The 15,078-nt window shown below is 38.9% G+C and carries 10 protein-coding genes; 6 read left to right on the top strand and 4 right to left on the bottom strand.

The annotated features are described in order from the left end of the window. The first annotated feature begins 315 nt into the window (after positions 1–315). Both ACPZ3T_RS28220 and ACPZ3T_RS28225 read left to right on the top strand, forming a co-directional pair. Positions 316–4,185: an AAA-like domain-containing protein gene (locus ACPZ3T_RS28220; RefSeq protein WP_490272733.1), complete on the top strand. Its 3,870-nt coding sequence runs from the start codon at positions 316–318 to the stop codon at positions 4,183–4,185. A gap of 162 nt (positions 4,186–4,347) precedes the next feature. Next, positions 4,348–5,700: an AAA-like domain-containing protein gene (locus ACPZ3T_RS28225; RefSeq protein ID WP_490272734.1), complete on the top strand. Its 1,353-nt coding sequence runs from the start codon at positions 4,348–4,350 to the stop codon at positions 5,698–5,700. 80 nt (positions 5,701–5,780) lie between these two features. Here ACPZ3T_RS28225 and ACPZ3T_RS28230 read toward each other — a convergent pair whose 3' ends face one another. Next, positions 5,781–7,712 (bottom strand): transglycosylase domain-containing protein, encoded by a 1,932-nt coding sequence (locus ACPZ3T_RS28230; RefSeq protein ID WP_490272735.1) that lies wholly within the window; start codon positions 7,710–7,712, stop codon positions 5,781–5,783. A 638-nt stretch (positions 7,713–8,350) separates the two neighbouring features. Then, positions 8,351–8,611 carry a hypothetical protein gene (locus tag ACPZ3T_RS28235; protein ID WP_490272736.1) on the bottom strand — a complete coding sequence of 87 codons (261 nt, stop codon included), beginning with the start codon at positions 8,609–8,611 and terminating at the stop codon, positions 8,351–8,353. 481 nt (positions 8,612–9,092) lie between these two features. On the opposite strand from ACPZ3T_RS28235, the gene ACPZ3T_RS28240 reads away from it, so the two are divergent. Beyond that, positions 9,093–9,467: a DUF4870 domain-containing protein gene (locus tag ACPZ3T_RS28240; RefSeq protein WP_490272737.1), complete on the top strand. Its 375-nt coding sequence runs from the start codon at positions 9,093–9,095 to the stop codon at positions 9,465–9,467. A 27-nt stretch (positions 9,468–9,494) separates the two neighbouring features. Here the strand turns inward: ACPZ3T_RS28240 and ACPZ3T_RS28245 are convergent, their stop codons facing one another. After that, positions 9,495–10,289, bottom strand: a complete 795-nt coding sequence (locus tag ACPZ3T_RS28245; RefSeq protein WP_490272738.1) for an ABC transporter ATP-binding protein — start codon at positions 10,287–10,289, stop codon at positions 9,495–9,497. 54 nt (positions 10,290–10,343) lie between these two features. Next, positions 10,344–11,369 (bottom strand): FecCD family ABC transporter permease, encoded by a 1,026-nt coding sequence (locus ACPZ3T_RS28250; RefSeq protein WP_490272739.1) that lies wholly within the window; start codon positions 11,367–11,369, stop codon positions 10,344–10,346. 75 nt (positions 11,370–11,444) lie between these two features. Here ACPZ3T_RS28250 and ACPZ3T_RS28255 point away from each other — a divergent pair, with 75 nt between their 5' ends. From ACPZ3T_RS28255 to ACPZ3T_RS28265, 3 genes are all read left to right on the top strand, one after another. Then, on the top strand, positions 11,445–12,491 hold the full coding sequence (locus tag ACPZ3T_RS28255) for an ABC transporter permease (protein WP_490272740.1): 1,047 nt from the start codon (positions 11,445–11,447) through the stop codon (positions 12,489–12,491). A gap of 45 nt (positions 12,492–12,536) precedes the next feature. Beyond that, complete coding sequence (locus tag ACPZ3T_RS28260; RefSeq protein ID WP_490272741.1) at positions 12,537–13,430, top strand: ABC transporter permease; 894 nt, start codon at positions 12,537–12,539, stop codon at positions 13,428–13,430. A gap of 826 nt (positions 13,431–14,256) precedes the next feature. Next, on the top strand, positions 14,257–14,727 hold the full coding sequence (locus ACPZ3T_RS28265) for a tetratricopeptide repeat protein (protein ID WP_490272742.1): 471 nt from the start codon (positions 14,257–14,259) through the stop codon (positions 14,725–14,727). Positions 14,728–15,078: the final 351 nt, after the last annotated feature.

Below are 15,078 nucleotides of genomic sequence, written 5' to 3' on the forward strand. Positions count from 1 at the left end.
TCCTGATTTTTCTGTCGAATGATGAGCATATTATGACCTGACTTTTCACGGGATATGGAAAACCCCTCTCCATAGAGCAAAGCTCTTCTCGTAGAGTATCTCTCCTCTGCAACTGTAGAGACGTTGCATGCAACGTCTCTACTTTGATTCTTGCTCCCCTTCCCTGGTAGGGAAGGGGTTGGGGGTTAGGTTTCATATTAACTTTTGCACATAGCAAGAAAAGTCAGATTATGACACATTGAACTCAACTATCATTTCTATTTCATTTTACTGAAAATAGGGATGATAGTTCATTTTAGTTAAACAAATAAACCTATGTCATTTCCTCACTCTCCCTATCATCATCTTGGCGGTAGTCTTCCTGCTGAAGATCCTACTTATGTAGTGAGAAATGCAGATCAAAAACTATATGATTCACTCCGTCAAGGAGAATTTTGCTATGTGTTAAATTCTCGACAAATGGGTAAATCAAGCCTTCGGGTTCGAGTCATGCAGAGATTACAGGCTGAAGGATTTGCTTGTGGTGTAATTGATTTATCGGCAATGGGTACAGAAAGTACCGCAAATGCTTGGTATAAGGGAATTACTTATCGTATTTTACGCAATTTTCCTGCTACTCGTTCTTTTAATTGGCGACAATGGTGGGAAGATCATAATTTTCTTTCCCCTGTTCAGCAGTTGGGAGAGTTAATTAGTGAAGTATTATTGACAATGGTTGAAGAGAAGATTGTCATTTTTATTGATGAAATTGATAGTGTTTTAAGTTTAAATTTTCCCACTGATGATTTTTTTAGTTGGATTCGTTCTTGTTATAATCATCGAGCAGATAATCCAGACTATAACAGACTGATTTTTTGTTTATTAGGGGTTGCTACTCCATCTGATTTAATTCAAGATAAAAAAAGGACTCCTTTTAATCTAGGACGAGGGATTGAACTTAATGGTTTTGAGTTTAAACAGGCTCAAAATTCTCTAGAGAATGGACTGATTCAAGCTTCAATTAATAATCCTGCCCAAGTGTTAAAAGAAATTTTAACTTGGACAGGGGGGCAACCTTTTTTGACTCAAAAACTCTGTCAATTAGTGGTGACTTACGGAAAAGATTTAACGGTAGCAGAAATTGTTAATACCTATATTATTAAGAATTGGCAGAGTCAAGATGAACCAGAACATTTACGGACAATTTGCGATCGCATTTTTAGCCATCCTGGGCGCACCAGTCGTTTACTAGGTCTATATCAGCAGATTTTATTGCACAATGCCATTGATAGTGATGATAGTCCCGAACAACAAGATTTGCGTCTAACGGGACTGGTTGTTAAACAAAATCATCAACTCCGAGTATTTAATTCTATCTACAGCACAATTTTTAATCAAGAATGGGTTAGCCAAGCTCTCTCACAACTCCGCCCCTATGCACCACTGCTGAATGAATGGAGTAAGTCGGAGGGTAAAGATACAACTCAACTTTTGACAGGAATTGCTCTGCAAACAGCTTTAGCATGGGCTAGGGGCAAAAGTCTGAGCGATTTAGATTACAAATATCTTGGTGCTTGTCAAGAAGCAGAAAAACAACAAATATCAGAGGCTTTGCAGATAGAAGCTCAAACCAAACAGGTTTTACAAGTCGCAAATCACAAAGCCAATCAGCGAATTAAATTGGGTATGGGTATTTTGACATTAGCTGGGGTGGTTTTGGCTAGTTCCTTGATTTTTGCTAGTCAAACTATTCAATCAGCACAGTCGGAAGCTATAGAAGAACGCAATAAAACTCAACAAGCCCAACTAGAAGCAAAGAAAGCTGAATCTGCAATTAAACTAGCTCAAATAGAACTAAAAAGAAGTCAAGATGTTGTCAAAAAAGAACGCCAGAAAGCAAAACTAGCTCAAAATGAAGTAGCCACAGCCCTCAAAGAAATTGCAGAGGCGAATCAGGTAATTAAACAAGCCCAATTAGAAGCTAAACAGGCAAAATTAACTACTCAGAAAGCTAGATTAGAAACAGAAAATGCGATCGCACAGCGTCAACAAGCCGAATCACAAATAATCATAGCTCAAAAAACCCTCAGCGAAGCTAGAAAAAAAATCACCCAGGCTGATAGAGAACTTCATTTACTTACCGTTGGTACTCGGTTAGAAAAATCAGCTTTAGCCCTACTCAGAAATTTTCCCCATCCTAAATTAGACAATTTAGTCAAGGCAATTGCTTTAGCAAAAGAACTGCAATCTTTAGTTTCAGAAAAAACTCCCTTAATCGACTATCCAGCCATAACTCCCTTATTGGTATTACAAACTTATTTAAATCAAATGCCTGCACGCGGAGTTTTTCCTAGTTCATTCCCCATTGATATCACCTTAGAACCATTAAACGGAATTTGGTTTAGTGCTGATGGAAAAAGATATATCACCTTACATAATTATGATGGTGCAAGAAAATTATATTGGCAAATTTGGGGTAGTGACGGAAATCCCGTAGGCGAACCTGTGGAAATTCATGATTCTTATTCCCCATTCCCCGAATCTATATATTTGAAGTCTGCAACTCCTAATACTGGACAAAAAGATAAGGATTTATTGGCTTTTCATTGTGGTGATTACAAAACTATTTGTATTAAAGATTTTACTAACAGTAAAGTGGAACAAGTGCAGGGTATGAAAGCCGCATTTAATCCTGAAAGAAAAGAATTAATTACCATTGATTCCCAGTTAGTATTGAGAAGGTGGAGTTTGTTTGAAGGAGATAAATGGCTAGGAACAAAAATCGCAGAAACTCAGTTACCATTTGATAAACAAAGAATGCTCCTTCATGAAACAGTAACAGAAGTTTACTTCACTACATCAGGTGAGCTTTTGTTGATGGTAAATAAAGGTAATAACACTATTGAAGTGTTTGATTTAGAGGGAAATTCAGTAAATGTATTTAATCAATCTCAAGATATTAGTATATACGATCAACCGTTCCCGTTTGTGAGTACATCGGGAAATACTATCAAAAAGGTTGAGTTACAAAATTTAGTAGGACAGGGAAGTCAAAAGTTTTCCTTACCGTTGAATAATCCTCAAACTGTGGGCTTATTTGCTAAGGGCGATCGCATAGCAACTATTCATCAAAATCCTAACACAAAAACAAACATTTTTCGGATTCTCAGCAGAGATGGACGATTAATCCATGAATATCAAAGTAATACCAAATCGCCATCTATGGAAGTCTTATTTCAACCCAATGGCAATCATTTAGTAACGGTAGAATGTTTATTATTACCAAAAAGAGAATGTATTGCTAAAATTTGGAATCATCAGGGAAAACAAATTAAAGAAATTATATTTAGTAATCAAGCGAGAATTGAATGGACTCCTGATGGTCAATATCTAGCCCTGTCTGATTTACGAGTTCTTCGTTTGATATCCTTAAAGGATTTAAACACCAGAACTTATAGAACTAATGGACAGGTAATTTCTTTTCAACCATCCCAGAAAAATAGCCCAGAAATTTATTTTTGGACTCGTTATGGGGGAGGTGCAAAGCTTTGGCATAGCTCAAAACAATCTCCTATTGCTCAAGTTTATCCTCCGGGAATGAACTCTCTAGTAACAAATGCTTGGTATGCTCAACAGGAGCAAAAAATTACCGTCACAACTCTGCATCCAGAGTTAGGAAATTATATCTATCAATGGAATTTGGATCAAATTGATGAATTTCCCACTACTTTGTTAAATGCTCAACGTTGGAGCAGTAGTTGGTTTAGTCCTGATGGTAGTAGTGTGCTTCTCGTTCAATTCAATGGAGATATGGAGTTACGCAGTAAAACAGGAGAATATTTAACCAGTTTTATCGGTCATAAATATGTGGTTAATATAGTTAAATTTAATCCTGATAAATCTCAAATTATGACCTATAGCCAAGAAGAACAAATCGCCAGAATCTGGGATATGCAGGGTCGCCAAATAGCTCAATACAACAGTATTCAGACTCCTTCAATGAATGGTGATTGGACTGAGATTATGACTTTAGAGCCTGTGCCGAAACTTGTTTCTAGTCTTCCTGATGCTCAAATTAAAATTTGGTCTATTGATAGTTTAGATACTTTGCTTACTAAAGCTTGTAAACGTCTGCAAGTTTATCAAAACTTTTACGAATTTGATCGCAAATTATGTGACGATAAATTATATATTAAAAACGGCTGAGAGCTTTACTTTTAAACGCAGAGGGTCGCTGAGGTAAACGCAAAGTTACGCAGAGGGTTTATTCTGGGAAGTCGAAAGATTAACTGTTTCTAGTATAATTGATAATGGGTTCAAGCTTTTACATACTATAATTTTTTAGTGTAAAAGTTATGAGAATTGTTGATGGATGTAAATAGTGAATTAACTTGGACGCTTGCCAAGACTACGGTAGATCAGCTATTGGTGGCTGAGACTGGGAAACATTTAACTGATATTGAAACTCAGGTATTACAAGGAGCATGGGAAGGCAAAAGTTATAGCGCGATCGCTGAGGAACTAGGTTATACTATTGAATATATTAATGGTGATGTGGGTAATCTCCTTTGGCATAAACTTTCTCAAGCCGTTGGTGAAAAAGTAACTAAGCGCAACTTTCGTGGAGCATTAGAAAGATATTTACTCTCCTCACAATTTCACCCTGCTACTCCAGAAACAAAAAATTTCAGTATTAACGAAACTGATAGCAAGTACATTGAGCGTCCTCCCATCGAAAAACGCTGCTTTGATGCTATTGTTCAACCTGGAGCATTAATCAGAATTAAAGCCCCCAAAAAAATGGGTAAAACTTGGCTAGTTGATCGCATACTTGACTATGCCCAACAACAAAATTATCTCATTGTCCCCATTAATTTACTGAAAATTGAGTCAGAAGTAATTAGTGATTTAGGACGGTTTTTAAAATACTTTTGTAGTCGTGTAACTCGCAAGTTAAATATAGAAAATCAACTCAATAGTTATTGGGATGAAGATTTAGGAAATAATACCAGTTGCACAGAATATTTTGAAGACTATATTTTTAGAAATTGTGATGCTCAAATCTTAGATAATCATCCTCGTCCCATTGTCTTAGCTCTCGATAATGTTGATAGACTTTTTCCCTTCACCGAAGTAGCGGCTAATTTTTTTAGTTTGTTGAGAGCGTGGTATGAAGATGCTCGTATCTTACCTGATTGGCAACGATTGAGGTTAATTGTTGCCCATTCAACGGATATTTATCCTACCTTAAATGTTAATCGTTCCCCTTTTAATGTTGGTTTACCTGTAGAACTCACAGAATTTACTTCAGAACAAATGCTTCAGTTAGCCCAAAAAGTTGGAATTGCATCAGATTTAAGTCATGCTCAACTCCAAAAACTTTTTGAATTAATGGGGGGACATCCTTATTTATTACATGAAGGATTAGAAAAATTACGTTTAGATTACAGCCTTGATATTGAACAATTTTTGGCAATAGCACCGACAGAAGCAGGAATCTATGCCCAATATTTCCGCAGTTTATTAACTCATCTGCAAGATAACCACGAGTTAGGCACTGCCATGAAAACTGTACTTGAGGCTTCAGCACCAGTTAAAATCAAGTCTGAACTCGGCTTTATGCTCCACAGTTTAGGGTTGGTGAAGTTTCAGGGAAATGAGGTGGAAGTTTCTTGTCCACTTTATCAACGTTATTTGTGCGATCGCCTTGAAGATTTTTAAGTCAAAGTTTTAACCCCATCTTTAGAATAGTCCTCTTTTTTGAGAAATATATGAGACTGTCGGTAATATTACCAAAATTCCTATTTCTTCTGTGGCCGAGGGCGAGTAAAATTAGAAGGTCGCTTGAAGTTCTCAACTGGTACATTTTTAAGTGCATTTCGCATAAAATCACGCCATATAGGAGCAACTGTGCCACCACCTGTTGCACCGTAACCTAGTCTTCTGTTGTCGTCTCTTCCTACCCAAATCGCAGTGGTCAACTGTGGTACACTACCCACAAACCAAACATCCCTTTCTGATGAAGTTGTTCCTGTCTTACCAGCAGCCGGACGACCTATAGCCGCCGCTCTACCTGTACCATTATTAATTACAGACTGCATCACATCAATCACAGATGCAGAAGCCCAAGGATTTAAAACTAAACGGGGTTGAGGTGTATTGTCTATCACGACATTGCCATTGCTATCACTGACACGGATGATTAATGTAGTCGGTGATTGCCAGCCATAGTTAGCCAAAGTAGCGTAGGCACTAGCCATTTCTACAGGCGTTAAACCGATTGCACCTAAAGGCAAAGACGTTACAGGTTGCATCGGACTCGTAATACCCAAAGTCCGAGAAGTTTCAATAACTTTATTTAAACCTACAGCTTTGCCAAGTTTGATTGCCGGAATATTCCGAGATAGTGATAAAGCTGTACGAATTGGTATTGCTCCCATGAAACTATTGTCATAGTTGCGTGGAGAGTACCAACCATTGCCATCACGATATCTGACTGGAGTATCCTGCACTATTGTATTGGGTGTGAACTTGCCGCTAGCAAAGGCAGTATAGTAAACAAACGGCTTAAAAGCAGATCCTGGTTGACGACGTGCTTGGGTTGCTCGGTTGAACTCGCTAGTTTTAGCATCTACACCACCGACTAAAGCTTTAATAAAATGGGTGCGCGGATCAATAGCTACTAAAGCTATTTGATTATTTCTTAGCCCTTGCCGTTTTAGCCTTTGATGCCAGCGTTTGACTGTTTTGTTAGCCATCATTTGGAATTTAGCATCAACAGTTGTTTGCACCCGCAGTCCACCTTTAAGCAGTGCATCACGTCCAAACTTTCTCACTAATTCTTGCGCTACGGTATTAGTTATATAAGGTGCAGCACTACCTTCTAAAGTTCTCTTTTTATTTAGTTGAATCTTTTGCTTGAGAGCCTGATTATAATCTTGCTGGCTAATCCAGTTTAATTCCAGCATTCTTAACAGCACTTCTTTTTGTTTTTGTTTTGCTAATTCCAGGTTAATAAACGGACTAAAATTTTCTGGTGCTGGAAGTAATCCTGCCATCATAGCTGATTCCGCTAAGTTTAAATTTGCGGCTGACTTATTAAAGTAATAACGTGCAGCCATTTGGATACCATAGTTGTTATCACCCCAATAAACTTGATTGAGATACAGATCCAATATCTCATCCTTACTGAGAACTTGTTCTAACCGAATTGCCAGCACAGCTTCTGCTATTTTGCGTGTAAAAGTACGCTCTTGATATAGAAATAAGTTTTTCACTAATTGCATGGTGAGAGTAGAGCCACCTTCTTGCACTTCTCCAGCTTCCAAGTTAACCACTAAAGCACGCCCTACTCCCACAGGATCGATACCGTGATGGTTGTAGAAAGAACTATCCTCGCTGGCTAATACTGCTCGTTTCAGGTGAGGAGAAATTTTCTTTAAAGGAACTACTTCACGATTAACTTGCCCATGAATACTTGCTAATAACCTGCCTTTAATGTCATAGATATAAGTTGTTTCAGCAGGTACAAAATTCCTGATTCTTCTAACACTTGGTAAATCACGGAAGCTAATAGCTAAACCAAGCAATCCCCCAGCTAGTACAGAACTTGTCAGGATGGTGATTGATAAAAGAGTAAAACCAGTAACTTTACCCACCCCTTTCCAAAACTCTAAACTAGGCGAAGTCGAGATTTGCGGCTCTTTATCTTCAAAAGTTCTTAATGAAGACATGGTAATTTTATTTCCTCATTGAACTGCAACTTATTCAGCAAGCCAAGCAAATAATTTTTGGCTAGTGATAATAGTTTGATAGTTATGAAGAATTTACAGCAGATTCGATGTTTATGAGGTAAAGCAAATGATTGAAAAAAAGTAATGAGTAATGAGTAATAAATTTACTTACTACTTAATACTCATGGTGTACCTCATACCGTTTCTTGATGTAGCTTGCCTGGCGTAGCCATAGATGCACTTTATTCTGTACTGTAGAGACGTTGCATGCAACGTCTCTACATCATTTATTTGGCGCAACTTCATAGAGAATTGGTATCACTTACTTCAAAAGTGCTGTATATATTCCTAGGTAACATAACTCAATCAACTTTTAGATTATAAAGATTACTGAGTAGCATATCTTCTACTTAGAGGTAGAATTGTCTTATACCGTAAGCTTTGATTAAATACAAAATATCCTTCAGCAGAATTTACCTGAGTGATGCGTGAAGACGGTTAATACTTGTTTTTATCCCACAAAGCCTATATAAGTATATTTCTATACTATGTTTAAAGAGTTTCAATAATCTCAAGGAATAATTGGTCAATGCCCAAGTTCTATCAAAAACCTTCAGGCATGACTATAAAATATAAAATTAAGCGTGTAGGTTAGCTTGTTCTTGTAACCAAGGATCTACAGCTTGTCCATCTTTACGGCGCAACTCAATTTCTATTACCATGACTTCCTTTGAACCGGGAGGAGCAGGTTTTTGATGGAAAATAATGTCATAATCTAAAGGATTTTGATTACGTTCTTTTAACCATTCTTGTACTTTAGTGGTAGCAAAGAATGATTGTCCTTGATCAAACATTCGTGTAATCTGCATTTGCAAGGTGTAGGGATTAATTCGGCTCATATTTTGCTCCCTTTGTTAAGATATTTTAAAATTAATCAAGATAGTTGTACTTATTGGTAATAGCCTGGGGCTAGGCTAAAGGGTACGTAATTGAGAAAGTCAGATATGATCTAGGTTTCAGGGTTTGAATGTGTGAGCAGATTTTAGCGAGTTGGTATTACTTAGTAGAACAAAATCCAAAGTCTAATTATGACATAAATTTATGGATGCGGTAGTAATATCTAAGGATTTTGGACTATGAGCAAATCATGTTTAGCCGTAACGCACCACCGTCATAAGGTGCGTTACGCGTTATCTCTAAGGTATGTTAATTATTTCAGGGGTTCGGTAAACCTCATCGTCTAAATTGTAATATTTAGTAGCGATCGCTAATCTATGACTAGAAAAAGCCTATTTTCTACTTAAGTACGGTAAATAGCCATACAAAACCGATGAATATCCTTTAAAATTGAAGCTAAAAGATAGATGAGGAGTTATCAGAATGACAGAAGCTTACAATTCCGATAAACGCAAATTGCTATCATCTCTCTGTCATGGGGCGATTTTCTTTAGTACAACATTGTTTTCTATCGGAGTTCCTATTGTTATTAACATAATTTCCGATGACCCAGTTGTCAAAAGTAACGCTAAAGAATCAATTAATTTCCACTTTAATGTTTGGTTTTGGGCAACAGTTATAGGTGTACCCCTAGGGGTTATCTCTTGGCTAACTTTTGGTTTAGGTGGTATTTTGTTTTTCCCAGTGGTGGCTTTTGGCTTCTTGTTACATTGGGGATTAACAATTTGGGCTTTATTTCATTGTCTGACTCAGCCTGATGAACCTTTCCGTTATCCGTTTATTTTTCGAGTTATTTAAAATGGATGAAAGTTATTAGTCAATTCTTCAACAATTGGTTGAATGATGAATTGGTACTATAGGACAAATTTGCAATCCTACGGGAGTGTTTAAGATGGCTACTTCTACCCCTAAAACTTCGGCTAAGTTTTCTGGGGTGAGGACAATTTCTGGTTCTCCTACAGCAAAGATATTACCTTGATATAGCAAGGCGATGCGAGAACTATACCTGGCAGCTAAATTGATTTCATGTAAAACTGTGAGAATAGTTATGCCAGATGTTTGATTGAGTTGCTGTAAGAGTTCTAATAATTCTAACTGATAGCGAATATCTAAATAAGTTGTGGGTTCATCTAATAATAAAACTTGGGGATTTTGTGCTAAGGCTAAGGCTAAAAAAGCTCTTTGTCTTTCACCTCCAGAAAGTTGCTCTACGAGGCGTTCTTGATAAGTTTCCATTTGGGTTAAATGCAAGGCTTCTGTAACTTTTTCTCTATCTTCTCCATTTAAATCCCATTGCCACCAAGGTTGGTGGGGAGTACGTCCTAATGATACCAATTGGCGGACTGTTAGTCCAGGGGGAATTGGTTGTTGTTGGGGTAATAAAGCTAATTTTTGGGCAACAACGGCGGCGGGTTGAGTATGAATGGCTTTACCATCTAATAAGACAATTCCTGTTTGGGGAAGTAGTAGACGGCTCATCAGTTTTAGCAGCGTAGATTTGCCAGAACCATTTGCACCTACTAAACTCAACCATTCTCCTTTTTCAATAGCTAAAGATATGTTTTTAACTACTGTTTTGGTTGTATATCCACCAGTTAGGTTTTGTGTTTCTAAGGGCATGATAAAATAATTCGTAATTCGTAATTTGTAATTTGTAATTTGTAATTAAGAGATTTAAATTCTGGTTTGACGGCGATAAAGTAACCAAATAAATAGGGGTGAACCTAATAAGGCGGTGACTGAACCTACAGGAAGTTCTACTGCACCTAAGCGGGATAGTAAGTCTGCAATAGTCATGACTACTGCGCCTCCTAATGCGCTGAGTGGTAAGACGGCGCGGTAGTCTGTTCCTACGAGGAGGCGGATACCGTGGGGTACGATTAAACCAACAAAACCAATTAAGCCGCCGATGCTGACAGCACCTGCGGCTAATAGTGTAGCAATTCCACCGATAAAAATGCGCGATCGCGTTAGTGAAACTCCCAAACTTACGGCTAATTCATCACCTAAATTTAATAAATTCACCGATCGCGCTAACAAACATCCCAATACTAATGCCACACTAATATAAGAGCCGGCTGTAGTTATTTCTGTCCATCCCCGACCATTTAAACTACCGATAAGCCAATTGAGAGCAGTTTGGATACGTCCATCCTCTGCTAAAAGTAGTAATACAGATTGTATTGCCCCGAACATCGCGCTTACTGCCACGCCACCTAAAATTAACCTTTCAACAGCAACACCATCCCCAGTTCTGGCTAAAAAATACACAACTACTGTTGTTAATACACCCCCTAACCAAGCCGCTAAAGGAATCCAAGCTACGAATACTCCTAGGCTAAACATGGCAATTGCCACTAAACCAGCCCCCGCAGAAATACCTAATAAAAACGGGTCGGCTAGTCCGTTACGTAACATTCCTTGCAGTAGTGAACCCGCCATACCCAAGGCTGCACCCACCAAAATCGCTGCTACAGTTCTCGGTAAGCGTAAATCCCAAAGTATAGTTTGATAAAGTGATTCTCCCTGTCGCCAAATAGCTTGCCACAATTGTTCAGGAGTCATGGCGACAGCACCAAAAGATAAGGAAAATCCAACTGCCAATACTAGAAGAATCACTAAAAATAAACTTGCTAAAATTACCCGCGCTTCATTTTTAGAAGCAGCGTTAAAACTTCTAAATTGCTGCTTGAGTTTCATGTGATTGCTATAAATGGGTGATTTGAGCTAAAGTTTGGGCAATTGTGGGATTGTGGGGTGTGAGCTTCCTTAAATATGACACGAATTAATCGGATTTATGCTGCATGGTTGCCCATCCTTTCACCGCTTATGGCGATCGCTTCTGCCCTGATGGTAGGTGCTATCCTTATATTAATAGCTGGGGCAAATCCGATTACAGCCTACACAGCCTTATTACAAGAATCCTGTTTTAGTTACTTTGGGTTTGGCAATACCCTGACAAAGATGACACCCCTATTATTCACCAGTTTAGGGGTATTAATCGCCTTGCGGGCGGGTCAATTTAACATTGGTGGGGAAGGACAAATTTACCTGGGGGCATTGGGCAGCACTTTAGTAGGATTATATTTACCAGAAATATCCCCATTCATTCACATTCCCCTAGCAATGGCGGCTGGCTTTCTTTTAGGTGGGGTATGGGGTGGCATTCCTGGTTATCTCAAAGCCGTGCGGGGAGTCAACGAAGTCATTTCTACATTGCTACTAAATTACATCGCCATCAATTTAGTCAGTTACTTAGTTCAACACCCCTTAAAAGCACCAGCCGCACCTAGTCCTTATTCCCCATTAATTGCCAAATCTGCCCAATTACCGATTATTTTACCCCAGAGTCTAGCCCATGCCGGGATTTTAGTAGCATTGATAGTAGCGGGGATATTGTGGGTATTGTTAGTGCGATCGCCTCTAGGATACCAAATTGCCGCCGTCGGATTTAACCCCATCGCCGCCCGTTATGCCCATATTTCCGTAGAACTTACCATTATTTTAGTCATGTTTTTAGCCGGTGGGTTAGCTGGGTTAGCGGGTGCGTCAGAAGTAATGGGGTTGAAATATCGTTTATTTGAACAAGTTTCCCCTGGTTATGGATTTGATGCCATTGCGATCGCCTTTTTAAGTCGTGGTAGTATTGGCGGTGTCATCTTAACTTCCTTATTTTTCGCCGCTTTGCGTAGTGGTGCAAACGTCATGCAGCGCAGTGCCGGAGTTCCCGTCACCGTAATTTACGCCATTCAAGGTTTAACAGTATTATTTATTGCCATTAGTCTCGCAATAGAAACAAAAACGCAAAACATCGCCAAGTAACCTCTGCGTTGCCCTTAGCGTGCCTCTGCGTTTAAAACTCAGCTTATGCTCACTGATTATCTACTTGCTAGTTTAAGTTTAGCCGTACCCTTAGCCTTTGCTGCCCTTGGGGGTATGTATTCCGAACGCTCAGGAGTCTTAAATATTGCCTTAGAAGGAATGCTCTTAACTGGTGCTTTTACTAGTGCTGTAGCTACCTTTTACAGTGGAAACCCTTGGTTCGGTGTATTTGCTGCTGTGATAGCTGGAGGATTAGTTGGTTTACTCCATGCTTTTTTATGTGTGAGTTTATACGTCAATCAATTAGTTTCAGGGTTAGCAATTAATTTAGTAGCGGCTGGAGTCACTTCATTTTTAGCGCGACTGGTATTTAATGGTGCTAGTACCCAAAGATTGCCAGGAATTGAGCCGATAGTCATTCCCGGTTTAGCGCATATACCCATACTAGGGGAGTTATTGTTTCAGCAAGATATTCTAGTTTATTTATTGTTGGTGTTGGTAGCTGGGAGTATGTATGTTTTATTTCATACTAACTTTGGTTTAACCTTACGCGCCGTTGGGCAATATTCCCAGGCGGCAGCCACCTCTGGAGTATCAGTATCCAGAGTGCGATATTTAGCAGTAATAATCAGTGGTATTCTCGCTAGCTTGGGAGGAACTTATCTAAGCCTAGTACAGATAAAATTCTTTACAGAAGGGATGAGTGCTGGTAGAGGATTTATTGCGATCGCTGCTTTAATCTTTGGTAGATGGCATCCTATTGGTAGTACCTTAGCTTGTTTGTTATTTGGCGGGACGGAAGCTTTACAGTTACGTATTCAAGCCTTGGGAGCAAATATTCCCTATCAATTTTTGGTCATGTTACCATATGCGATCGCCTTAGTCGCATTACTCGGACTAACCGGTAAATCCAAGCCTCCCCATGATATTAATTCGTAATACCGCTACGCGGAAGCAAGCTACGTAACGATGCTCCCCCCCGCTACGCTAACGTAATTAATAAGAAATACTTATACGGTTTCTTGATGAATATGCACTTTATTCTTTACTGTAGAGACGTTGCAGGCAACGTCTCTACATCATTTATTCGGCGCAACTTCATAGAGAATTGGTATTACGTATTGAGCCACTCCCCCGTTTTTAAAACGGGGGATTCAGGCATCAGACAGAGATTGCAGTCTGGGACTGTCTAACATCTCCTACGCCTAGAGTCGAACTCCCGACTCTGTAAAATCCTCTTTCCCCCTGCCCCCTGCCTTATTTCTGAGGAGCAGGCGCACTGGCGGCACACCACCCGCTATGAATGAAAGAAACACTTTTTTCTTCCCCTATACCCCTATACCCCTACACCCTTACACCCCTGTTTCTTGAAACTTCCGTGAAGAAAGGCAGATATCAACCCGGTTTTGGGGTTTGCATCTGTTGCTGAACATGGGTGAATTAGTTTAAGTACCGCTAAAAGCAAGAATACGGAGTTTGTAATTTTTTGATGAACTATTATTTACTGAATCTTTATTAAATAGCGATGGTGAGTTTGTGTTTTTCAAAGTTTTGATATTGTCCTGAGTAATTGCGGATAAGTTTATATACTTAAGTACAGAATAATAGTGTTTCTTGATACATTAAAATTCCCACAAATTGCTGAATCAAAAATTTTGTCAGTGGAATTTTTAAGATGAATTTAAAAATCAAAGCAGCAAACTTATACGAAACTTGATACCTTGATACAAGGAGACAATTACTGAAAATTGCCAAGTTTAAATTCATGGATTCTTTATCAATTAGCTCTTTACTTGAAGATTTAAAAAATCCTGATGCTTTAGTCCGGGATCAAGCAACAAAGAAACTCTGGCGTATTTGGTTTCAGCAAAAGGGAGTTTACGGGCTAGAAAAAATCGATCAAAGTCAAAAATTGCTTGATGCTGGGGAAACTACTGAAGCGGAAAAAATTCTTACCGAACTCATCAAAGAACAACCTGACTTTGCCGAGGCTTGGAATCGTCGTGCTTTTCTCTACTACAGTATAGGTGATTATCGTAAATCCCTAGGCGATTGTCAGATGGTAATGCAGATTAACTCCGTACATTTCGGCGCATTACATGGGATGGGTTTATGTTACGCCGCTTTAGGAAAATACAGTAAAGCTATCAAAGCTTTTAGACGCGCGTTAGAGATTCAGCCCTACTCTTTGGTAAATCAAAAATTAATTTTAGAATGTACACTCAGACTGAGCTAAAACATCAGCAGGGAGCAGGGAGTGGAGAGCAGGGGGCAGGGGGCAGGGAGCAGGGAGCTTTGCAAACGTAGTGGGTAGGGTGCGTGAGTATAAATAACTTCTTGGTATAGTTAGGTTTTATCAAACTGACGCATCCTAGATTTTGGATATTTTTTATTTGGGAGTCCCTTACAGCAATTCTCCAAAATTAAGCAACATATCCAACCTACGAAAGCACAGAAAAATTATTCACTATCGCCACATCCCCGATTTCTTGGAGAAGTTGGGGATATTGTTTTTAAAGCATAAAATCACCCCAAAAATATCCAAAATCACAATTCTTAATTACGTAAAGCCTGCGGCATAGCTGCG

The sequence above is a fragment of the Aliinostoc maniaoense genome, assembly GCF_058172895.1.